The organism is Streptomyces sp. NPDC088157 (assembly GCF_044741545.1).
Classification (GTDB): Bacteria; Actinomycetota; Actinomycetes; order Streptomycetales; family Streptomycetaceae; genus Streptomyces.
Map to the genome: position 1 here is coordinate 471359 of NZ_JBIUSU010000006.1, position 18339 is coordinate 489697.

Genomic DNA, 18339 nt, shown 5'->3' on the forward strand with positions numbered 1-18339 from the left:
CGTCGGCCGTTCCGGTTGCTGACCGCGCTCCCGCTCGCGCGGCTCGAAGTCGCCGGATTTCCGGGGCGAATGAAAGACCGACGGGTCACTTGTCGCCGTTGTACCGAGAAACTCCATCGATACTCGACCGCGGCCGTGCCGACGCGGCCGGCGCCGACGATCGGGGACTTCCAGGACTCGAATTCGGCTTGATATGGCCGCCCTTGCCGGGCGAGCAGTGGACCGGCGACATCACCGGAAAGCGGACCGTCGCGAGTCCGCCCGCGGTCCTGTGTCGATCACGAGCGGTGTCGTTGCGGCCCTTATCTTCTCAGTCCACCAGCAGGAGTGGTGTAACCGTGTCCATCAAGCATCTGTCGCTCTGCATCGTTGGAGTCGGACCGCGCGGACTGTCGGTACTGGAGCGGCTCTGTGCCAACGCACGCCACCTGCCGTCGAGTTCGAACGTGCGGGTGTACCTGGTCGATCCCTATCCGGCCGGCGCGGGCGCCGTATGGCGCACCGATCAGTCGCGGCTTCTGCTCATGAACACCGTAGCCTGCCAGATCACCGTGTTCACGGACGACAGCGTCTCCCTCGAAGGGCCGGTGGAACCCGGCCCCAGCCTGTACGAGTGGGCCGAGGAGCTGAGGAAATCCTCTGGGGCGGCAGTTCCCGCCGGGGGCGAACAGACCCTTGCCGAAGCCCGGAACCTGGGTCCCGACTCCTACCCGACCCGTGCCTTCTTCGGCAGCTACCTGCGCGAGATGTTCGCCCGGATATGCCTGGGAGCCCCGCCTCAGGTGGACATCGTCATGCACTACACCCGTGCCGTCGCACTGAACGGAGTTCAGGACGGAGTTCAGGACGGAGGCCAGGACGGAGGCCAGGACGGAGCGGCGACGCAGAGCGTACTGCTGGAGAACGGCCGGCTGATCGAGGGGCTCGACTCGGTGATTCTCTCGCAGGGTCATGTCGACGCCGAGCCGAGCCGCAAGGAGCGACTCCTGGCCGCACAGGCGGAGGAGCACGGTCTCACCTACGTCCCACCAGCCAGTCCGGCCGATCTGGACCTCGGCTTCATCGGGGCCGGCGAGAACGTTCTGCTGCGCGGGCTGGGGCTGTGCTTCTTCGACCACATGGCCCTGCTCACGAGTGGGCGCGGCGGCCGGTTCGTACCGCACGGCGAGAAACTGGTGTACGAGCCGTCCGGTCGTGAACCCCGGCTGTTCGCCACCTCGCGCCGAGGCGTTCCCTACCAGGCGCGGGGCGAGAACGAGAAGGGACCGCACGGACGGTACTTTCCCCGGCTGCTCACCGAGGCGTTCCTGGCGGATCTGCGCAAGCGGGCCGAGGACGGTGACCGCGTGTACTTCGGCGTCGACATCTGGCCTCTCATCGCCCGTGAAGTGGAAAGCGTCTACTACAGCACCCTCCTTGAGAGGTGGGGCCGAAGCGCGGACCGGAAGGCGTTCGTCGAGCTGTATCTGGCCGCCGCGCAGGAGGAGCACAGGGTCGAGATCCTGGATGCCTACGGTTTTCCCGGAGAGAGCCGCTGGGACTGGGAGCGGGTCTCGCGCCCCTGTTTCGGACGGAAGTTCGCCGATCGAGACGATTTCCATGCCTGGCTGATGGACTACTTGGAAGAGGACGTACGGCACGCCCTGGGCGGCAATGTGAGCAACCCGCTCAAGGCCGCGCTCGATGTGCTGCGCGATCTTCGCAACGAGGTCCGGCTCGCCGTGGACCACGGTGGGCTCGACGGCAACTCGCACCGTGACGAGCTCGACGGGTGGTACACGCCGCTCAACGCCTTCCTGTCGATCGGTCCGCCGGCCTTCCGGATCAAGCAGATGATGGCGCTGATCCAGGCCGGTGTGCTGCGCCTGAGCGGCCCGGGGGCCGGCATCCGGGTCGATTCCGCGGCGCGGGCATTCGTGTGCGATTCGCCCGAGATCACCGGGCCGCCCATCGAGGCGCGCGTTCTGGTCGAGGCCCGGCTGCCCGAGCCCGATGTGCGGCGCCCCGCCGACCCGCTCATGCGACAGCTCCTGGAGGACGGCTACATCACGCCGTTCCGGATCGAGGGGAGCTGCGCCGTCTCCTACGAAACCGGCGGTCTTGCCGTGACGCGTCGCCCCTGCCGGGTCCTTGATGCGCAGGGCCGCGTCAATGAGCGGCTGTTCGCGTACGGAGTGCCCACGGAGTCCGTGCACTGGGTCACGGCGGCCGCGGTGCGGCCCGGCGTCGACTCCGTGAGCCTCGGCGATGCCGACGCCATTGCCCGTGCCGTACTTGCCGCGCCCCCAGCCACGGCCACCGCCGTGGCCACGGCCACGGCCACGGCCACGGCCACGGCCACGGCCACGGCCACGGCCACGGCCCGAACCGAGGACAGCCACATGGAGATACGTTCATGACCACACCGTTCGACGCACAGGGCGATACGGGCCTCCTCTCGCCCGTGCGGGCCGGTACGGAGGTGGAGTCCGCGGTGAGCGATCGCGCGTGGCTCCAAGCCATGCTGGACGCGGAGGTCGCGCTCGTCCGGACCCAGGCCGCCCTCGGCACGGTGCCGCACTCGGCCGCCGCCGAGATCAGCGCGGTGGCGCGTGCGGAGCGGTTCGACATACGAGCCATCGCGGTCGAGTCCCGTGAGACGGCAAACCCCGTGGTGGGGCTCATACGTGAGCTGACTCGGCTGGTCGCGGCGGTCGACCCCGCGGCGGCCGAGTACGTGCACCGCGGCTCGACCAGCCAGGACATCTTCGACACGGGCGCGATGCTGGTCGCGGCACGGGCCCTGCGCATCATCCGGGGCGATCTGCGGCGCACGGTCGACGCCCTCGCGGTACTGGCCCGGCGGCATCGCGACACACCCATGGCCGGACGAACACTCGCGCTGCAGGCGGTGCCCACCACGTTCGGTCTGAAGGCGGCGGGCTGGCGGGAGTTGCTGTTCCAGGCCGACGTCCGTCTCGGCCGGCTGCTGGAGGACGGGTTGTGGGTCTCTCTGGGCGGGGCGGCGGGAACACTCGCAGGCTATGTGGAGTACGCGAAGGTGGACGGGGCCGACGCGGATGCCGTGCGGTCCGGGGAGTACGCGGATCGGCTCCTTGACGGATTCGCCGCGGAGACCGGCCTCGCCCGTCCACTTCTGCCGTGGCACGCGTTGCGCACTCCGATCGCCGATCTCGCGGCGGCACTCGCGTTCACTGCGGGCGCGCTCGGCAAACTGGCGGTGGACGTGCAGACTCTGGGCCGAACGGAGATCGCCGAAGTGGCGGAGCCGTCCGCTGCCGGCCGAGGTGTGTCGTCCGCCATGCCTCACAAGCGCAACCCGGTGCTGGCGACGCTGATCCGCAGTGCGGCGCTCCAGGTTCCGGTGGTCGCGACCGGTCTCACCCAGTGCCTGGTGTCCGAGGACGAGCGGTCCGGCGGGACATGGCACGCCGAGTGGCAGCTCCTCCGGGAGGCGCTGCGGCTGACCGGGGGCGCCGCGCACACGGCGGTTGAACTGGCCGAAGGGCTCGTTGTGTGTACCGGCCGGATGCGCAGCAATCTCGACATCACCGGTAGCCAGGTGATCTCCGAGCGGCTGACGGCGCTGTTGGCGCCCCGGTTCGGCAAGGAGACCGCCAGGAGAATGCTGGCAGCGGCATCCGCGGACGCCGCGCGGCACGGCACGTCGCTGGCGCAGGAACTGTTGAAGGCGCCGGAGTCGGCCGAGGTGTTCACGCCTGCGGAGCTCGACGCGCTGTGTGATCCGACGGACTACACGGGAGCCGCGGGGAATCTGGTGGATCGGGCGCTGGGCTGAGCTCGTTCCGTTCGGCAGCCGTTGCCCCGTCGGTCACGAGGACGGCGCGAGAGGCAGCCCTGGCAACGCACTCACCCGGGCCAGGCGGTCGCGCCACCACGCGATCCGTCGGGGATCGGCGGGCTGGAAGAGGTCGAGCCGCGTCGGGTCGGGCACGGGTGGCGTGCGAGGAACCGGAAGGTAGCCGTTGACGGGCCGCAACGCATGGGTTTCGGACACGCTGTCGCCGTTCAGCAGGCTCAGAGTACCCAGCCCGCAGGCGAAGTCGAGTTCCGGCAGGGCGCCGGCGAGGGCGAGCTGGGCGGCGAGTCCGACGCTTGTCTCGAGCGCGGACGACACGACGCAGGGCAGTCCGCAGGCCTCGGCCACCCGCAGGGCCCGGCGCACGCCGCCGAGCGGGGTGCATTTGATCACCGCGATGTCGGCGGCGCCGGCGACGGCCACCCTCAGCGGATCGTCGGCACGGCGGATGGACTCGTCAGCGGCGATACGCACGTTGGTCCTGCGGCGGACCGCGGCCAACTCATCGATGGTCCGGCAGGGTTGTTCGACGTACTCCAGGCCGCCCGCGGCGCGGTCGATCCGTTTGATGCGGGCGATGGCCGTGTCGACGTCCCAGCGGCCGTTGGCGTCGATGCGGATGTTGCCAGCGGGACCGAGAGCGGCACGGACGGCTTCCACCCTGGCGAGGTCCTCGGAGAGTGAATCGGGGTGGTCGGCGGTCTTGACCTTGGCCGTCCGGCACCCGGAGCGGGCGACGATCTCGAAGGCACGCTCGGGTCCGACCGCCGGCACGATGGCGTTGACCGGAACACGGTCGCGGACCGGCTCCGGCCAGCCGAGGGTGATCTGCTCGACGGCCGTGCCGAGCCAGGCCGCGGCTTCGCGATCGCCGTACTCGGGAAAGGGACAGAATTCGCCCCACCCGAGCGGGCCGCGTACCAGCACGCCTTCGCGGACGTCGATTCCCCTGAACGGGGTGGGCAGGGGGATGGCATAGACGTGTGCCGTTGCGAACGCGATGGCATCATTCATCGGGCTGCGAACGCCTCTTCTCCGGGCAGGGGGAAAGGAGCCTTCTGTCGGCTCGGCCACAGGAAGGCCGACCGGTTCAAGCGGTCCAGGCCGTCGTGGAAGCCGGAGTCCGGCCCGGAAGACGCACCTGTCCGACACCTCCGTGCAGCGTGCGGCGTGCGAGCACCTCCGCGATGTTCTCCTCGGCCCAGGCCTCCAGGGAGAAGATGATGGGTATCAGGCTCGCGCCGAGTTCGGTGATGCGGTACTCCACCCTCAGCGGCGTTTCGAGGTAGTTCTGGCGCATCACCAGGCCGTCACGTTCCAGATTTCGCAGTGTCGTCGTCAGCACCTTCTGGCTGACCCCCGGCACCGACCGGCGCAACTCACCCGAGCGCATGGGCGACTGCTCGTTCAGCAGATGGAGGACGATGGGCGTCCACTTCGTGGCCAGGATGTCCAGCAGCCATCGTGCCCGTACCGGGGTGTCGTCCCCCGGATCGTCCCCCGGCCTGCCCTCGCGCTCGGTCTCTGGTGGAAGGTCTTGTTCCCGCACAGATACGGTCATGGTCATGTGAACTCCCAGGTCGGTGCCCTGCTGTCTGACATATGGGTGCGGTGCGGGTGATCACGCGGCATGCTCCGGTCTGTCACGGGTGGCCGGACCGTTCAGGCCGCGACCGGGACGGACGACGGGCGCGGCAGGATGGAGGCGTTCCGGTCCCGGTACAGCTCAGCGGCCTGGAAGGCCAGGTCGAGCGACTGACAGCGGTTCAGACGCGGGTCGCAGGCCGTCTCGTAGCGCCGGTGCAGCTGGTCCACGAGGATCTCGTCGCCGCCGCCCAGGCATTCGGTGACGTCGTCCCCCGTCAACTCGATGTGGATGCCGCCGGGATGGGTCGCGAGCGACCTGTGCACCTCGAAGAAGCCCTTGACCTCGTCCAGGATGTCGTCGAAGCGGCGGGTCTTGTGCGTGGAGGAGGCCTCGAAGGTGTTGCCGTGCATCGGGTCGCAGATCCAGGCGACCTGAGCGCCGGCGGCCTTCACGGACTCGACAAGCCCGGGGAGCACGTCGCGGACCCGGTCGCACCCCATGCGGGCGATGAAGGACAGCCGGCCCGGCTCGTTGTTCGGATTCAACCGCTCGACCAGTGCGACAGCGTCCCGCGGTGTGGTGGAGGGACCCAGCTTGACCCCGATGGGGTTGCGCACCCGCGACGCGAACTCGATGTGGGCGCCGTTCAGTTGACGGGTGCGCTCGCCGATCCAGACCATGTGGGCCGAGGTGTCGTACAGCAGTCCCGTGCGTGAGTCGACGCGGGTGAGCGCGACCTCGTAGTCGAGCAGCAGCGCCTCGTGGCTGGTGAAGAAGTCGGTGGACCGGAACTCCGCCGGGTCCGCTCCGCAGGCCGCCAGGAAAGCGAGTGCGTTGTCGATCTCCCGGGCGATGCGCTCGTAGCGCTCGCCGACCGGGGAGCTCGCCACGAAGTCCCGGTTCCACTCGTGTACCTGGCGCAGATCGGCGTAGCCGCCCGTGGTGATGGCCCGGATCTGGTTCAGGGTCACCGTGGAAGCGTGGTACATCCGTTTCAGCCGCTCGGGATCCGGGGTGCGTGCCTCACGGGTGAAGTCGAGCCCGTTGACCGCGTCCCCTCGGTAGACGGGCAGTTCGACGCCGCCACGCACCTCGACCGGGCGGGAACGCGGCTTGGAGTACTGGCCGGCCATCCTGCCGACCTTGATCACTGGCACCGAGGTGGCGTACGCCAGTACGACAGACATCTGCAACAGGGTCTTGACCTTGTCGCGCACCTGGTCGGTGGACACGCCGCCGAACGTCTCCGCGCAGTCGCCACCCTGGAGCAGAAAGGCCTCGCCGCGGGTCACCGCGGCCAGTTGGTGGCGCAGCCGATCGCATTCACCGGCGAAGACGAGCGGGGGGTACGCGGCCAGTTCGGAGGTCACCGCACGCAACACGTCCGTGTCCGGCCAGTCGGGCTGCTGGGCAGCATGCGTCCGGCGGTCGAGGTGCAGGATCATGCCGGCCTGGGCGGTGTTCATCGTTGACTGTGCCTCATTCTGCGTCGGATGAGATCAGTGCTGATGGGGTGCGTCTGCCGCCACCGGCGATGAGCACACGACGGATGCGTCCGCTTGCCATCTTCTGTCTCCTCGGGAGGAAGGGCAGTGGTGGTTGACCGGTAGTCTCGCCGCCTCGGGTGGTGCCCCCCTTGAGTCGACCTCGAATACTCCCGGGCGGTGTGTGTCCCTCGGGCGCGGTCAGCCGCGCAGAGGGCACGAGTCTCACGGAACGCCGCGAATGGCCTGACGGCGCCGAAGCGCTCACCGGCCAATGGCTGGTCAACCGGCCCGCCGCCACTGAGCCGGCTGAACCCGCCCGCCCACGAGGAGCCGCCGCCGCATCGGCACGACGACCGCGAACGCGAGTACGGCATCGTCCCGGACCGCCTCGGGGGACCCCTCCTGGAGCGGCCGGCACGACCCGCCGTGACCGGATCGCGGTCCTGTCGTATTCCCCTCGATTTACAGTGAGTTCATGTCGAGCTTAGTGCCGCCCCGTCCGGAATCCGCGGAGAGCGTAGGCGAGCCCCAGGTGCTGATTCAGCTCGGGCCTGTCGGCGACAAGCCGTTCCTGCGCGCCGACGCGGCACGCAACCGGGCCCGGCTACTGGACGCCGCCGCCCGGCTGATCGCCGAGCACGGCGTGGACGGGGTGACGATGGAGGGGGTGGCGGCTGCGGCGCAGGTCGGCAAGGGGACGGTCTTCCGCCGCTTCGGCGACCGCAACGGTCTGCTGACGGCGCTCCTCGACGACTCCGAGCAGAGGATGCAGGCCGCGTTCCTTACCGGCCCCCCGCCGCTCGGACCCGGTGCGCCGCCGGTGGAGCGGCTGCGCGCGTTCGGCATCACCATGCTGCGGCGCTGCGTCGACGAAATGGACCTGCAACTGGCGGCCGAGCCCGGCCCGGAACGCCGGCACTCCGCGCCGGTCCGCCGTGTCCACCACGGTCACGTCGTGCTGTTGCTGCGGCAGGCCGTGCCGGCCGCGGACCACGATCTTCTCGGCCACACGCTGCTGGGCTACCTCAGCCCGGTCCTGGTCCACCATCTGACCCGGCAGCGTGGGGTGCCCCTGCCGCGGCTGGAGCACGGGTGGTGCGATCTGGTGGACCGCGTGACGGGCGACTGACGACCAATCAGAAATGTTCGCATGGCGGGCGGATGATCACGCCGGAGCATGTGTGCGGGCGGCGATGATCAGCCAGGTCCGGCGGGCCCGGCTTCGGGGGGTGCGGATCCCCGGCCCGGCCGGGCCGAACTCCGGCCCGTGCTCGGGGATCCGTCCGCCCTGCGGCAACGCGGTCGACCGGGTGGCGGGCTGCGCGTCACCCGGTCCGAACGCGGCCGCCCGAGGACCATCGACGACCGGGTCGTCGAGGAGATGGGCCATGCGTGGGGCGTGGGTAGCCGGCATCGCAGACGATGAGGACGCCGGCATCTTCCCGAGGCCGCCGGTTCTGGTCGGTCGAGTCGTCTGCCACCCCGCGCAGTTGGGCGGCGAGGACTTCGGCGGCGTCGTCGGCGTGGTCGAGGCGGACGGCGTCCAGGAGCCGGCACCAGGAGGTGCGCCCCGGCTCGAGGGCGGCGACGAGGCCGGGCGGTCCGGCCGATCACGCCGGTGCGCGGCGCTCGGACCACGAACCTAGGACTGCGCGACCGCCGCCGGGTCGACCCCCAGCTGCCGGAAGATGTCGTCCATGTTCAGCTGGTCCCAGTGCTCGGCGAGCAGCCCGTCCTCCACCCTCCAGATGTCGATGGACTGGAAGTTCACCGTGCGGCCGGTCGCCGGTATGCCGAGGAACGTGCCCTGGTGGGTCGCGGTGTACTCCAGGCGCGCGGCCACCCGGTCCCCCTCCACGATGACGTCGTGCAGCACGGCCTTCAGGTCGGGGAAGGCGGCGAACACCTGGACCCAGAAGGCCTGGTTGGCCTCGATGCCGTCGGCCACCACAGGGTTGTGGTCGATGTGTCCGGGCGCCGTGTGCTCCGGCATGGTGCTGACGTCATGATTGTTGATCATGTCTGCGAAGTGCTGGATGAGCGCGTGGTGATCGTTCGACATAGTGGCCTCTCTCGGCTGGGTTCGGAGGAGAACGGTGCGAGCATCGCCAACTGCGATCGAGCCACCCTGGAGCACGCTCATCGCCCACGGCTCGAGCGGGGCTCGAGTGCTCCCGGGCCAAGATGGGAACAATCCCGGTTCATGAGTCCGGTACCCCCACGAAAGGAACGCGCCCATGGCCTCCTCCACGTCCGGCCAGTCACCAGCTCCCCAGAGCGACTCCGGGTTCGGCGGGTTCGACGCCCAGGACATGAGGATCGTCCACCGTGTCTTCCGGCGGGAGATCCGGCTGCTCGGTGAGATGATCGCCGCGGTCGCCCCGGGGGATGTCAAGCGCGCCGCCGTCCTCGCCGAGCACCTGGCCGACGTACGTATCGGGCTGATCCATCACCACGAGGGTGAGGACGAACTGCTGTGGCCGCTGATGCTCACCCGGGTCGGGCTCGAGCGCGACGTCGTCCTGCGCATGGAGGCTGAGCACGAGAGGATCGTCGAGTCCCTCGCCGCAGTCGACACCCTGGCCACCCGGTGGGCGCCCACAGCGGACGCGGAGACCCGCGACCTCCTCGTGGCCGCGCTGGAGGAGCACCGCACCGTGCTCGTCGAGCACCTCGACGACGAGGAGGCACACCTGCTGCCCCTCGCCGAGCGTTTCCTCACCGCGAAGGAGTTCGACGCACTGGGCGATCACTTCGTGCAGAACACCCCCAAGAGCAAGCTGCTGAAGTTCTTCGGCATGGTCATGGAGGACGCCGACGAGCGCGAACGCGCACTCATGCTCGGCGGTCTGCCCGCACCCGTCCGCCTGCTATGGCGCCTGCTGGGTCCGCCGCTGTACGCCCGCACCCTGCGCCGGGTCCGCGCCACGGCCTGACATCCCGGTACGCACCACGCCCCGCGCTCGCCTTTGAGCGCGGGGCGTGGTGCGTACCGGGACCGGTCAGCGGACGCACTCGGCGAACCCCGCGACCGTCCCGGCCGGCCCGGGCATGGCCTCGATCCCGTCGGCAACCCTGCGGGCCGCCTCCCGGCACGGGTCGCCTCGCGGCCCGCGCCGCCCGGGCCACGGCCGCCTCCAGCGCTTCTCCGCCCGCACCCGATCGGAGCGCAGCACCATCGAGTGAGCGGGACCCGGGCAGCATCCGGTCCCCGCACCGCCACAGGCGCCCCGGCGTCCCGGCCGCACCGTATCCATCCGCCCGCTCTGGGAGGCACCCGCCGTCATGACGACCACGACCCGCATCCTGGTGACCGGCGGCGCCGGATTCATCGGCTCCCACTACGTCCGTACGCTGCTCGGCCCCCAGGGCCCCGGCGACGTCGCGATCACCGTCCTGGACAAGCTGACGTACGCGGGCAATCCCGCCAACCTCGACGAGGTCCGGGCGCACCCGCGCTTCTCCCTCGTGCAGGGCGACATCTGCTCCCCCGAGCTGGTGGGAAAGCTGATGGCCGAGCACGACCAGGTCGTGCACTTCGCCGCCGAGTCGCACGTCGACCGCTCGATCGACGGGGGCGCCGAGTTCGTGCGCACCAACGTGGTCGGCACGCACACGCTCGTCGACGCGGCGCACCGGGCCGGCGTCAAGGTCTTCGTGCACGTCTCCACCGACGAGGTGTACGGCTCGATCGACGAGGGTTCCTGGCCCGAGAGCCACCCACTGCGGCCCAACTCGCCGTACTCCTCGTCGAAGGCCTCGAGCGACCTGATCGCGCTGTCGTACCACCGCACCCACGGCCTGGACGTCCGGGTCACCCGCTGTTCGAACAACTACGGCCACCACCACTTCCCCGAGAAGCTCATCCCGCTCTTCGTCACCAGCCTCCTCGACGGCGGGAAGGTCCCGCTGTACGGCGACGGCGGCAACGTCCGCGACTGGCTGCACATCGACGACCACGTCCAGGGCATCGAACTGGTCCGCACCAAGGGCCGCGCGGGCGAGATCTACAACATCGGAGGCGGCACCGAGCTCTCCAACAAGGAGCTCACCGGGATGCTGCTCGAGGCATGCGGCGCCGACTGGGAGAACAGCGTCGACCACGTCGAGGACCGCAAGGGGCACGACCGCCGCTACTCCGTCGACTGCACGAAGATCCGCGAGGAGCTGGGCTACTCACCCCGCAGGAGCTTCGAGGAAGGTCTGGCCGAAACCGTGCGGTGGTATCGCGACAACCGAAACTGGTGGGAACCCCTCAAGCGGCGACTGACGGAGCTGAGGCCTCCACTTGGGTGAGAACTTCACCCCTCACCGATGAACCGAACACTGTCCGTGAAGCCCTCACCCGCAAAGAATTCTGGCCATTGGAGCACAGCCGACCCCGTCAGTGAGGATCTTCTCCGATGAGCCACGCCAGTGCCACCCCTGTCACCCCCCACTCGGCGCGCATCACCGAGGCAGCTCCCGCACGTCCGCTCCTCGCGGTCGAAACCCTCGACCACGCCGCCGGCTCCACCATGCTGTTCACCTACGGCAGGGAAGCCGCACCCATCGGCACCGCCCAGTTCACGTTTTGCGCACAGGAACCCCCGACGGACGCCGCCCAGTTCACGTTCTGCGTCCAGGCACCCCCTACCGACACCGCCCGGTTCACCTACGCATTCAAGGACGTCCCCAAGAATTCTGCCCAGTTCACCCATGTCTTCCAGGAAGTCCCTACCGACACAGCCCAGTTCACCTTCTGCGTCCAAGCCGCCCCCACCGATGCCTTCGGTGCGGAGACCGCGGCTGCCGTGACCGTCGAGGGCGACGCGGTCGTGGGGTCCTGGATATGACTTCCGGGTCGCCACACACCAGGAGACCCGGACCGGCCGCCCTACAGGACGGCTCAACCCTCGTGGGATTCAGGCACCACCTGCGTCCCACGACCATCCCCGGCGAGGCGACCTACCTGGTCTCCCGCCGGGGCATGACCACCCTGCACGGGGCCCTCGCCGATGTGCTCGTCCCCCTGCTCGACGGGACCCGCTCACTCACCGAGATCCTGCACGATGCCGCGCCCGCGCTGACGGCCGAGGAGACACAGGGCGCGCTGCGCCTGCTCAGCGAGGCCGGGCTGCTCCGCTTCGGCAGTCCCGCCCCGGCCGAGGCCGGCCCGGCGGCGTGCACCGACCCCATCGCCGAGGCGTACTGGGACCTGGCCGGCCTGGACGGCGCCCGGGCTGCGGCGGGGCTGGCCGGCTCCCGGCTCCAGGTCCTGCCGCTCGCCGGCGTCGACGCCGAACCGGTGCTCGCGGCGGGTCTCGAGTCCGGCATCAACGTGACCGACTCGGACGCGGACCTCACGCTGGTCCTGTGCGACGACTACCTCTCGCCGGAGCTCGAGCGGGTCGACGCCGAGCACCGGGCGGCGGGCAGGCCGTGGCTGCTCACCCGGCTGTGCGGCTACGAACCCTGGATCGGCCCGTTCTTCCGGCCGGACGACGGACCCTGCTGGTCCTGTCTGGCCGCCCGGCTGGAGCAGCACCGCGGGTACGAGGGATCGCTCCAGCAGGCCCTGGGCCTCGACCGCCCGCTCGGCCGGCCGATCGCCTCGCTGTCGGCGGGGCGGGTCATGGCCGCGCAGAGCGCGGTCCTGGAGGCCGCAAAGTGGCTGGCCGGCCTGCGCTACGCCGACCAGGGCTCCGTCCGCACGGTCGACACGCTCAACCTGCGGACCCGCGTCCACGCCGTGTCCCGTATCCCCCAGTGCCACTCCTGCGGCGACCCCGCGCTGACGAGCCGGCGCGTGCTCGCGCCGTTCGTCCCGGTGTCGCGGCCCAAGGCCGGGCAGGGCGGCGGCGGTCACCGGGCACTCAGCCCCGACCAGCTGCTGAAGCGCTACGGGCACCTGGTGAGCCCCATCACCGGAATCGTCCCGGTGCTCGAACCCTCTCCCGGAGCACCGGAGTTCGCCACCACCTACGTGTCGGGGCGCAACCTCGCCATGCGGGACCGCGGCCTGGCCGGGCTGCGCTCGCTCAGCGGCGGCAAGGGACTGACCGACGCCGAGGCCCGCACCAGCGCGCTGTGCGAGTCGGTGGAGCGCTACAGCGGCACACGGCACGGCGACGAACCGGTCGTGGTGGAGACCCTGCGCGCCCTCGGCGACCAGGCCCTGCATCCCAACTCCTGCCAGCTGTACGCGGACCGGCAGTTCCGCGAGCGGGACCGCTGGAACCGCTCCGGCTCGCCCTTCCACCACGTCCCCGAGCCCTTCGACGAGAACCGGCCGGTGGAGTGGACGCCCGTGTGGTCCGTGACCGAGCAGCGCCGACGGTTGCTGCCCACGTCGATGCTCTACTTCCCGTCCGGCTCCCCCGCTCCGCACGGGCCGTACGCCGACTCCAACGGCAACGCGGCGGGCAGCAGTCCGGAGGACGCCCTGCTGCAGGGTTTCCTGGAACTGGTGGAGCGGGACGCCGTCGCCCTGTGGTGGTACAACCGCACCCGGCAGCCGGCGATCGACCTGGACTCGTTCGACGAGCCGTACATCGAGCGACTGCGCGACGGATACCGGAAGCTGGGCCGGGAGTTGTGGGCGCTGGACCTCACCTCGGATCTCGGCATCCCCGCGGTCGTGGCACTGTCCCGGCGCACGGAGGGGCCCACCGAGGACATCGTCTTCGGCTTCGGCGCACACTTCGACCCCGCACTCGCGCTGCGCCGCGCGCTCACCGAGATGGGGCAGCTGCTGCCGGCCGTGGGCGCGGGCCGCCCCGGCGGCGGTTACGGCATCACGGATCCGCTGCCGGTTCGCTGGTGGCAGCAGGCGACCCTCGCCAACCAGTCATATCTGGTGCCCGATCCGGCCGCCCGGCCGCGTACTCCCGGCCACTGGACCTACGTTGCGCACACCGATCTGCTCGACGACGTGAAGGCCATGACCGAGCTCGTCAGCGCCAAGGGCCTGGAGCTTCTCGTCCTGGACCAGACCCGGCCGGACGTCGGGATGCCGGTGGTCAAGGTGCTGGTGCCGGGACTCCGGCACTTCTGGGCCCGGTACGCGCCGGGCAGGCTCTTCGACGTGCCGGTCGCGCTCGGACGCCTCTCCGGGCCCACACCGTACGAGCAGCTGAACCCGATCCCGCTCTTCGTCTGACGCGACCGCACCTGCTTCCGGACAATCACCCGAATGACCGATGGACATTACGCGCCAGTCTCCGACCGTGCTCTGTCTAGAATGACGCCGGTTGCACCTGAACCGGAGTCGAGACACGGAGGGGGGGCTCGGTCGAGGGATGGGCGGTACCGATCCGAACAGGTCTGCATCGCATTCCGGCCAATCACGGGACCACAGCAGCGTGGCCACAAGAACCGCCCGGGGCGTTCTGGTGGCCGCGCTGGTGTGCTATCTGGGCATCACCTTCCTCAACATCCTGTCCCAGCGGCTCGAGCTGTACGACCTGATCCTCGCCCTGGTCTGCCTGGTGCTGGTGTTCCTGCTGCAACTCGTGCACTCGGCACCCGGCATCTCCGAGGCACGGCTGCGCACCAAGATGCTCTCCCTGGCCGCCCAAGGCGTCCTCTCCTACCTGCCGTTGATCTGGTTCGGAGTGTCCTGGGGCGCCATGGCGGGCTTCTTCGCCGGCTCCGTGCTGCTTCTCCTGCCGGCCCGGGCAGGCTGGGCGACGTACGGACTGACGACGCTCAGCCTGCTCATCCCCGGCGTCCTGGACGACCGGGGCGTCGTCGACATCGTGTACATGTGCCAGACCACCGCGCTCACCGGTCTCGTGGTGTACGGCCTGAGCCGCTTGACCAGCCTGGTCGACCAGTTGCACCGGGCCCGCGCCGACCTGGCCCGACTGGCCGTCAGCAACGAGCAGTTGCGGTTCTCCAGGGATCTGCACGACCTGCTCGGGTACAGCCTCTCCGCCATAACCCTCAAGAACGAGCTGATCCACCGCCTCATCCCGGCCAACCCGTGCCGGGCCCGCGACGAGGTCGACGAGGTTCTCGTCATCTCCCGTCAGGCACTGGCCGATGTGCGCCGGGTCGCCCGCGGTTACCGGGAGATGTCCCTCAGCTCCGAACTCACCTCCGCCGAGTCGGTGCTGGCCGCCGCCGATGTCTCGGTCACCGTCGACACCCACGACGCCGTCGAGGCCCTGGGGCTGGGAACATCCACCGTGCTGGCCACGGTGCTGCGCGAGGGCGTCACCAACCTGCTCCGGCACTCCAAGGCCTCGTACTGCCGGATCTCCGCGCGGATCGAGGACGATCTCGTCCGCCTCACGATCGTCAACGACGGCCTGGTGCTCGGCCATCAGGTCCCGTCGCCGCACAGCGGCAGCGGCCTGGGCAACCTCGAGCGGCGGCTGGAAGACATCGGAGGCCGGCTGATCGTGCGGCGCTCTCCCGAGGGTTCCGAGATGGACGTCTTCCGGCTCACCGCCGAGGCGCCGGCCCAGGAGGCCCGGGCCGGCGACCCGCGCGCGGGCGACATCACGAACGACGAGCAGCCGTACGGCCGGGCCGACGACGTGGCGTGAGCAACCTGGCCTGATCTCTGCCCTGTTGACGAAACGCCGACAGCGGATGCGCTTGGGTAGGACCCAGAATTTCATGTTTGTGGGGGAACGGGGGCAGCGACGATGATACGGATCCTCCTGGCCGAGGACATGCACATGGTCCGCGGCGCACTGGTGGCTCTGCTCAACCTGGAGGACGACCTGAAAGTGATCGCCGAACTCGAACGCGGCGATCAGATCCTGAGCGCGGCGCGCGAACACCGGCCGGATGTGGCCATCATCGACATCGATCTGCCCGGCCTGGACGGACTCAGCGCGGCCGAACTCCTGCACGAGCGCCTCCCCGAGTGCCGGACCCTGATCCTCACCAGCCTCGGCCGCCCAGGCACGCTGCGCCGGGCGATGTCCGCGCACGTCTCCGGTTTCCTCCTCAAGGACGCCCCGCCCAGCGATCTCGCCCAGGCCGTGCGCCGGGTCGTGGCCGGCCATCGGGTGATCGACCCCCAACTGGCCCTCGCGGCCTGGGGCGGCAGCGAGAGCCCGCTGACCACCCGCGAGACCGAGGTGCTGCAGCTGGCCGCGCAGGGCACGGAACCCCAGGAGATCGCCGAGCACCTCCATCTTTCGGTGGGCACGGTACGCAACTACCTCACCACCACCGTGACCAAGCTCAACGCGCGTAACCGGGTCGACGCGATCCGCATCGCCCGCGAGTCGGGCTGGCTGTTGTGACCGGCCCGGTGGGCTCCCGTCCCCGCCCCGGACGGTGGCGCGGTCAGCCCGCGGCCACCGTCATCCCGGCACCTGCCAGGTAGCCGAGGATCGCCAGGGTCAACTCGGCGGGCAGAGGCAGCAGTTCGACCATCGCGTCCGGTGTCATGGGCCAGGCCAGCAGCGACACCACCCACATCGCCTCGGGGCGGTGGATCTCCACCCGGTGATCCAGGGTGCGGCACTGCACCAGGAACACGTCCCCTCGCACGGTGATCGTCACGGTGGGCCGCAGCCGCACCCTGCGCTGCGCCGACAGCCGGACGAGTGAGAAGCGCGCGGTTCGGCACACCGGCACCACCGACAGCACCGGCCCCTTGAGGTCTTCCAGGGACAGCGTCCTGATCACCACGTGGGAGACCTGGCGAAGCACCGACAGGACCACCGTGTAGGTGTCGTGCACGGGGGCCGCTCCGCCGTTCGGCTGCAGCAGGTTGGCGAGCAGCACGGGACCGAGTTCCATCCGGCGCAGCGCCTCGGCCACCGCAGGCGCGGGATCCTCGACCCGCTCCGTGCCCTGCGGACCGCGGAGCACCAGCGTCCGGCCTTCCTCCTCCCACCCGACCACCGTGTCCTCGCGCAGGGACCACAGGTGGTGCATGCGCAGGGGTAAGTCTTCCGTGGATGGAATCACGGTCAACCGACCTCCTCGGACTCGGAGCCGACCGGAAGTGCGGCTTCCGCAGCCGAACCGCTCGCGCCCTCCAGTATGGAACGGTCCGCGGTGTCCCCAGCAGCGAACGGATCACACCGAAGACATGAGGAAATCATGGGCCGTTCGCCGTTCGCCGCACCCGCCGGGACGCCCGCCGCGTCGCGCAGGGGAGTCGCGATGGACGAAAGCAACAGCGGGATCATGTTTTTGTGGTCATCGGGACGCCTGCCGTTCCGGTCTCCGGCACCCGGGTCCGTTCCGCCCAACGGACGGCGGGGCCGCTGGCGGCCAGCACCCCGAGGAACAGGACGGCGATCAGCAGCCAGCCGGGGCCGCCGAACCGGTCGGGCACCGTGGTCACCAGGGCCGGCCCGGCGATCAGGGCGAAGGCGTCACCGGTCGCGAAGGCCCCCAGGTACTGTCCCTGCGCGTTCGCGGGCGCCAGTTCGTACCGCAGCCCCCATCGGGCGGCCTCGCCCCAGATCTCACCGAAGGTGAAGAGCACCGCGACGGCCAGGAGCACGGTGGCGGCCGCCCATCCGGGCATCGATCCGGTCAGCGCGGTGACGGCACAGGCGACGGCGAGGACCACGGCGGTGAACCGCTGCAGTCGCGCCGCCCCCCGCACGGTGTCCGCGTCGCGCGCCATCCGCACCTGGAGGAACACCACCATCAGGGTGTTGACCAGCATGATCCATGCCGCCAGGGCCCGAGGGGCGTCGGTGTGCACCACCAGCCAGAGCGGCAGCCCCACCGCCAGTGCGGTGGGCCCGATCCTGGCGATCCCGGAAACCTGGGCGACCAGCAGATAGGGGACGTCGCGCACCACCCCGCGCGGCCGCTCGCCACGGGGCGCGCGCGGGATGCCCGGGACCTCGGGCAACCGCATGTAGAGCGCGGCCACCAGCACCATGGCGACGGCATTGCCCCAGAACAGGGAGAGGAAGGCCGTCTTCGAATCGGCCGCGATGACCAGGCCGGCCGCCAGCGAGGCCAGTGAGAAACCGCCGTTGAACACGCTGCGCATGTACGCCGAGATCCGGACCCGGCCCTCTCGGCCCATCACCCCCGCCACCAGCGTGCCCCGGGCGACGTTGCCGCTCTGCTCGGCCAGCCCGAGGGCCACGGCCATCACCAGATAGGCCGAGAAGGAGTGCACGAAGGCCGCCCCGGCCAGCGCCGCCGCCTTCCCGAGCGCGAACACCGCGGTGATTCCCCGCGGCCCGACCCGGTCGGCGAGGTGTCCGGCCGGCACTCCCAGAGCAAGCGCCAGGATGCCGGCCAGCGACATTCCGATGCCCACCTGCCCCGGTGACAGCCCCACGACATGGACGAAGTAGACGGCCCCGCCCGTGACATAGAGGCCGTTCCCGAGGCTGGCCACGGCGGTGCACAGGACCAGCACCCGGCCGGCACCGGGGTCGGGAAGCAGGCGGGACATCAGACGGGCCATGGCTGGCACCTCGCTCGGTGGGTGGCGGTTGACTCTGCGGCGGACGGGCGGA

General features: G+C 70.1%; 15 protein-coding genes and 2 pseudogenes. 10 read left to right on the forward strand and 7 right to left on the reverse strand.

Translation table 11 applies throughout. The features are described from left to right. Positions 1-203 precede the first annotated feature (203 nt). Complete coding sequence (locus ACIPFH_RS26045; RefSeq protein ID WP_401829919.1) at positions 204-2399, forward strand: FAD/NAD(P)-binding protein; 2196 nt, start codon at positions 204-206, stop codon at positions 2397-2399. After that, entirely contained in the window at positions 2396-3799 is a 1404-nt protein-coding gene (locus ACIPFH_RS26050) for an adenylosuccinate lyase family protein (RefSeq protein WP_401829921.1), read from the forward strand. The genes ACIPFH_RS26045 and ACIPFH_RS26050 overlap by 4 nt, the downstream gene beginning before the upstream one ends. 33 nt (positions 3800-3832) lie before the next feature. Here the strand turns inward: ACIPFH_RS26050 and ACIPFH_RS26055 are convergent, their stop codons facing one another. From ACIPFH_RS26055 to ACIPFH_RS26065, 3 genes are all read right to left on the reverse strand, one after another. Then, complete coding sequence (locus tag ACIPFH_RS26055; protein WP_401829923.1) at positions 3833-4894, reverse strand: o-succinylbenzoate synthase; 1062 nt, start codon at positions 4892-4894, stop codon at positions 3833-3835. Between the two features lie 16 nt (positions 4895-4910). After that, positions 4911-5387, reverse strand: a complete 477-nt coding sequence (locus ACIPFH_RS26060) for a winged helix-turn-helix transcriptional regulator (protein WP_401829926.1) — start codon at positions 5385-5387, stop codon at positions 4911-4913. Between the two features lie 95 nt (positions 5388-5482). Then, on the reverse strand, positions 5483-6874 hold the full coding sequence (locus ACIPFH_RS26065) for a class II 3-deoxy-7-phosphoheptulonate synthase (protein WP_401829927.1): 1392 nt from the start codon (positions 6872-6874) through the stop codon (positions 5483-5485). A 496-nt stretch (positions 6875-7370) separates the two neighbouring features. Here ACIPFH_RS26065 and ACIPFH_RS26070 point away from each other — a divergent pair, with 496 nt between their 5' ends. Further along, on the forward strand, positions 7371-8024 hold the full coding sequence (locus ACIPFH_RS26070; RefSeq protein WP_401829930.1) for a TetR/AcrR family transcriptional regulator: 654 nt from the start codon (positions 7371-7373) through the stop codon (positions 8022-8024). 36 nt (positions 8025-8060) lie between these two features. Here the strand turns inward: ACIPFH_RS26070 and ACIPFH_RS26075 are convergent, their stop codons facing one another. Further along, a complete protein-coding gene (locus ACIPFH_RS26075) occupies positions 8061-8285 on the reverse strand; it encodes a hypothetical protein (protein ID WP_401829932.1) in 225 nt (74 codons plus the stop codon). Between the two features lie 252 nt (positions 8286-8537). Then, positions 8538-8957, reverse strand: coding sequence for an ester cyclase (locus tag ACIPFH_RS26080; protein WP_356257908.1), 420 nt, complete (start codon positions 8955-8957; stop codon positions 8538-8540). A 250-nt stretch (positions 8958-9207) separates the two neighbouring features. On the opposite strand from ACIPFH_RS26080, the pseudogene ACIPFH_RS26085 reads away from it, so the two are divergent. The 7 genes and pseudogenes from ACIPFH_RS26085 to ACIPFH_RS26115 form a co-directional block, all read left to right on the forward strand. Continuing rightward, a pseudogene (locus ACIPFH_RS26085) lies at positions 9208-9591 on the forward strand (hemerythrin domain-containing protein); the annotation flags it as partial. A gap of 139 nt (positions 9592-9730) precedes the next feature. After that, a pseudogene (locus ACIPFH_RS26090) lies at positions 9731-9868 on the forward strand (hypothetical protein); the annotation flags it as partial. 312 nt (positions 9869-10180) lie between these two features. Beyond that, positions 10181-11191, forward strand: a complete 1011-nt coding sequence (gene rfbB, locus ACIPFH_RS26095; RefSeq protein WP_401829934.1) for a dTDP-glucose 4,6-dehydratase — start codon at positions 10181-10183, stop codon at positions 11189-11191. Positions 11192-11298: 107 nt separating this feature from the next. Next, a complete protein-coding gene (locus ACIPFH_RS26100; RefSeq protein WP_401829937.1) occupies positions 11299-11730 on the forward strand; it encodes a hypothetical protein in 432 nt (143 codons plus the stop codon). Further along, positions 11727-14036, forward strand: a complete 2310-nt coding sequence (locus ACIPFH_RS26105; protein WP_401829939.1) for a TOMM precursor leader peptide-binding protein — start codon at positions 11727-11729, stop codon at positions 14034-14036. The genes ACIPFH_RS26100 and ACIPFH_RS26105 overlap by 4 nt, the downstream gene beginning before the upstream one ends. A gap of 202 nt (positions 14037-14238) precedes the next feature. After that, the gene (locus ACIPFH_RS26110; protein WP_401829941.1) at positions 14239-15429 is read left to right on the forward strand and encodes a sensor histidine kinase; all 1191 of its coding nucleotides are present in this window, start codon (positions 14239-14241) and stop codon (positions 15427-15429) included. 102 nt (positions 15430-15531) lie between these two features. After that, positions 15532-16140: a response regulator transcription factor gene (locus ACIPFH_RS26115; RefSeq protein ID WP_401829943.1), complete on the forward strand. Its 609-nt coding sequence runs from the start codon at positions 15532-15534 to the stop codon at positions 16138-16140. A gap of 43 nt (positions 16141-16183) precedes the next feature. On the opposite strand, the gene ACIPFH_RS26120 is transcribed toward ACIPFH_RS26115, so the two are convergent. Continuing rightward, the gene (locus tag ACIPFH_RS26120; protein WP_356262574.1) at positions 16184-16819 is read right to left on the reverse strand and encodes an NADH oxidase; all 636 of its coding nucleotides are present in this window, start codon (positions 16817-16819) and stop codon (positions 16184-16186) included. Between the two features lie 214 nt (positions 16820-17033). After that, positions 17034-18287, reverse strand: a complete 1254-nt coding sequence (locus tag ACIPFH_RS26125) for an MFS transporter (RefSeq protein WP_401829945.1) — start codon at positions 18285-18287, stop codon at positions 17034-17036. Positions 18288-18339 lie beyond the last annotated feature (52 nt).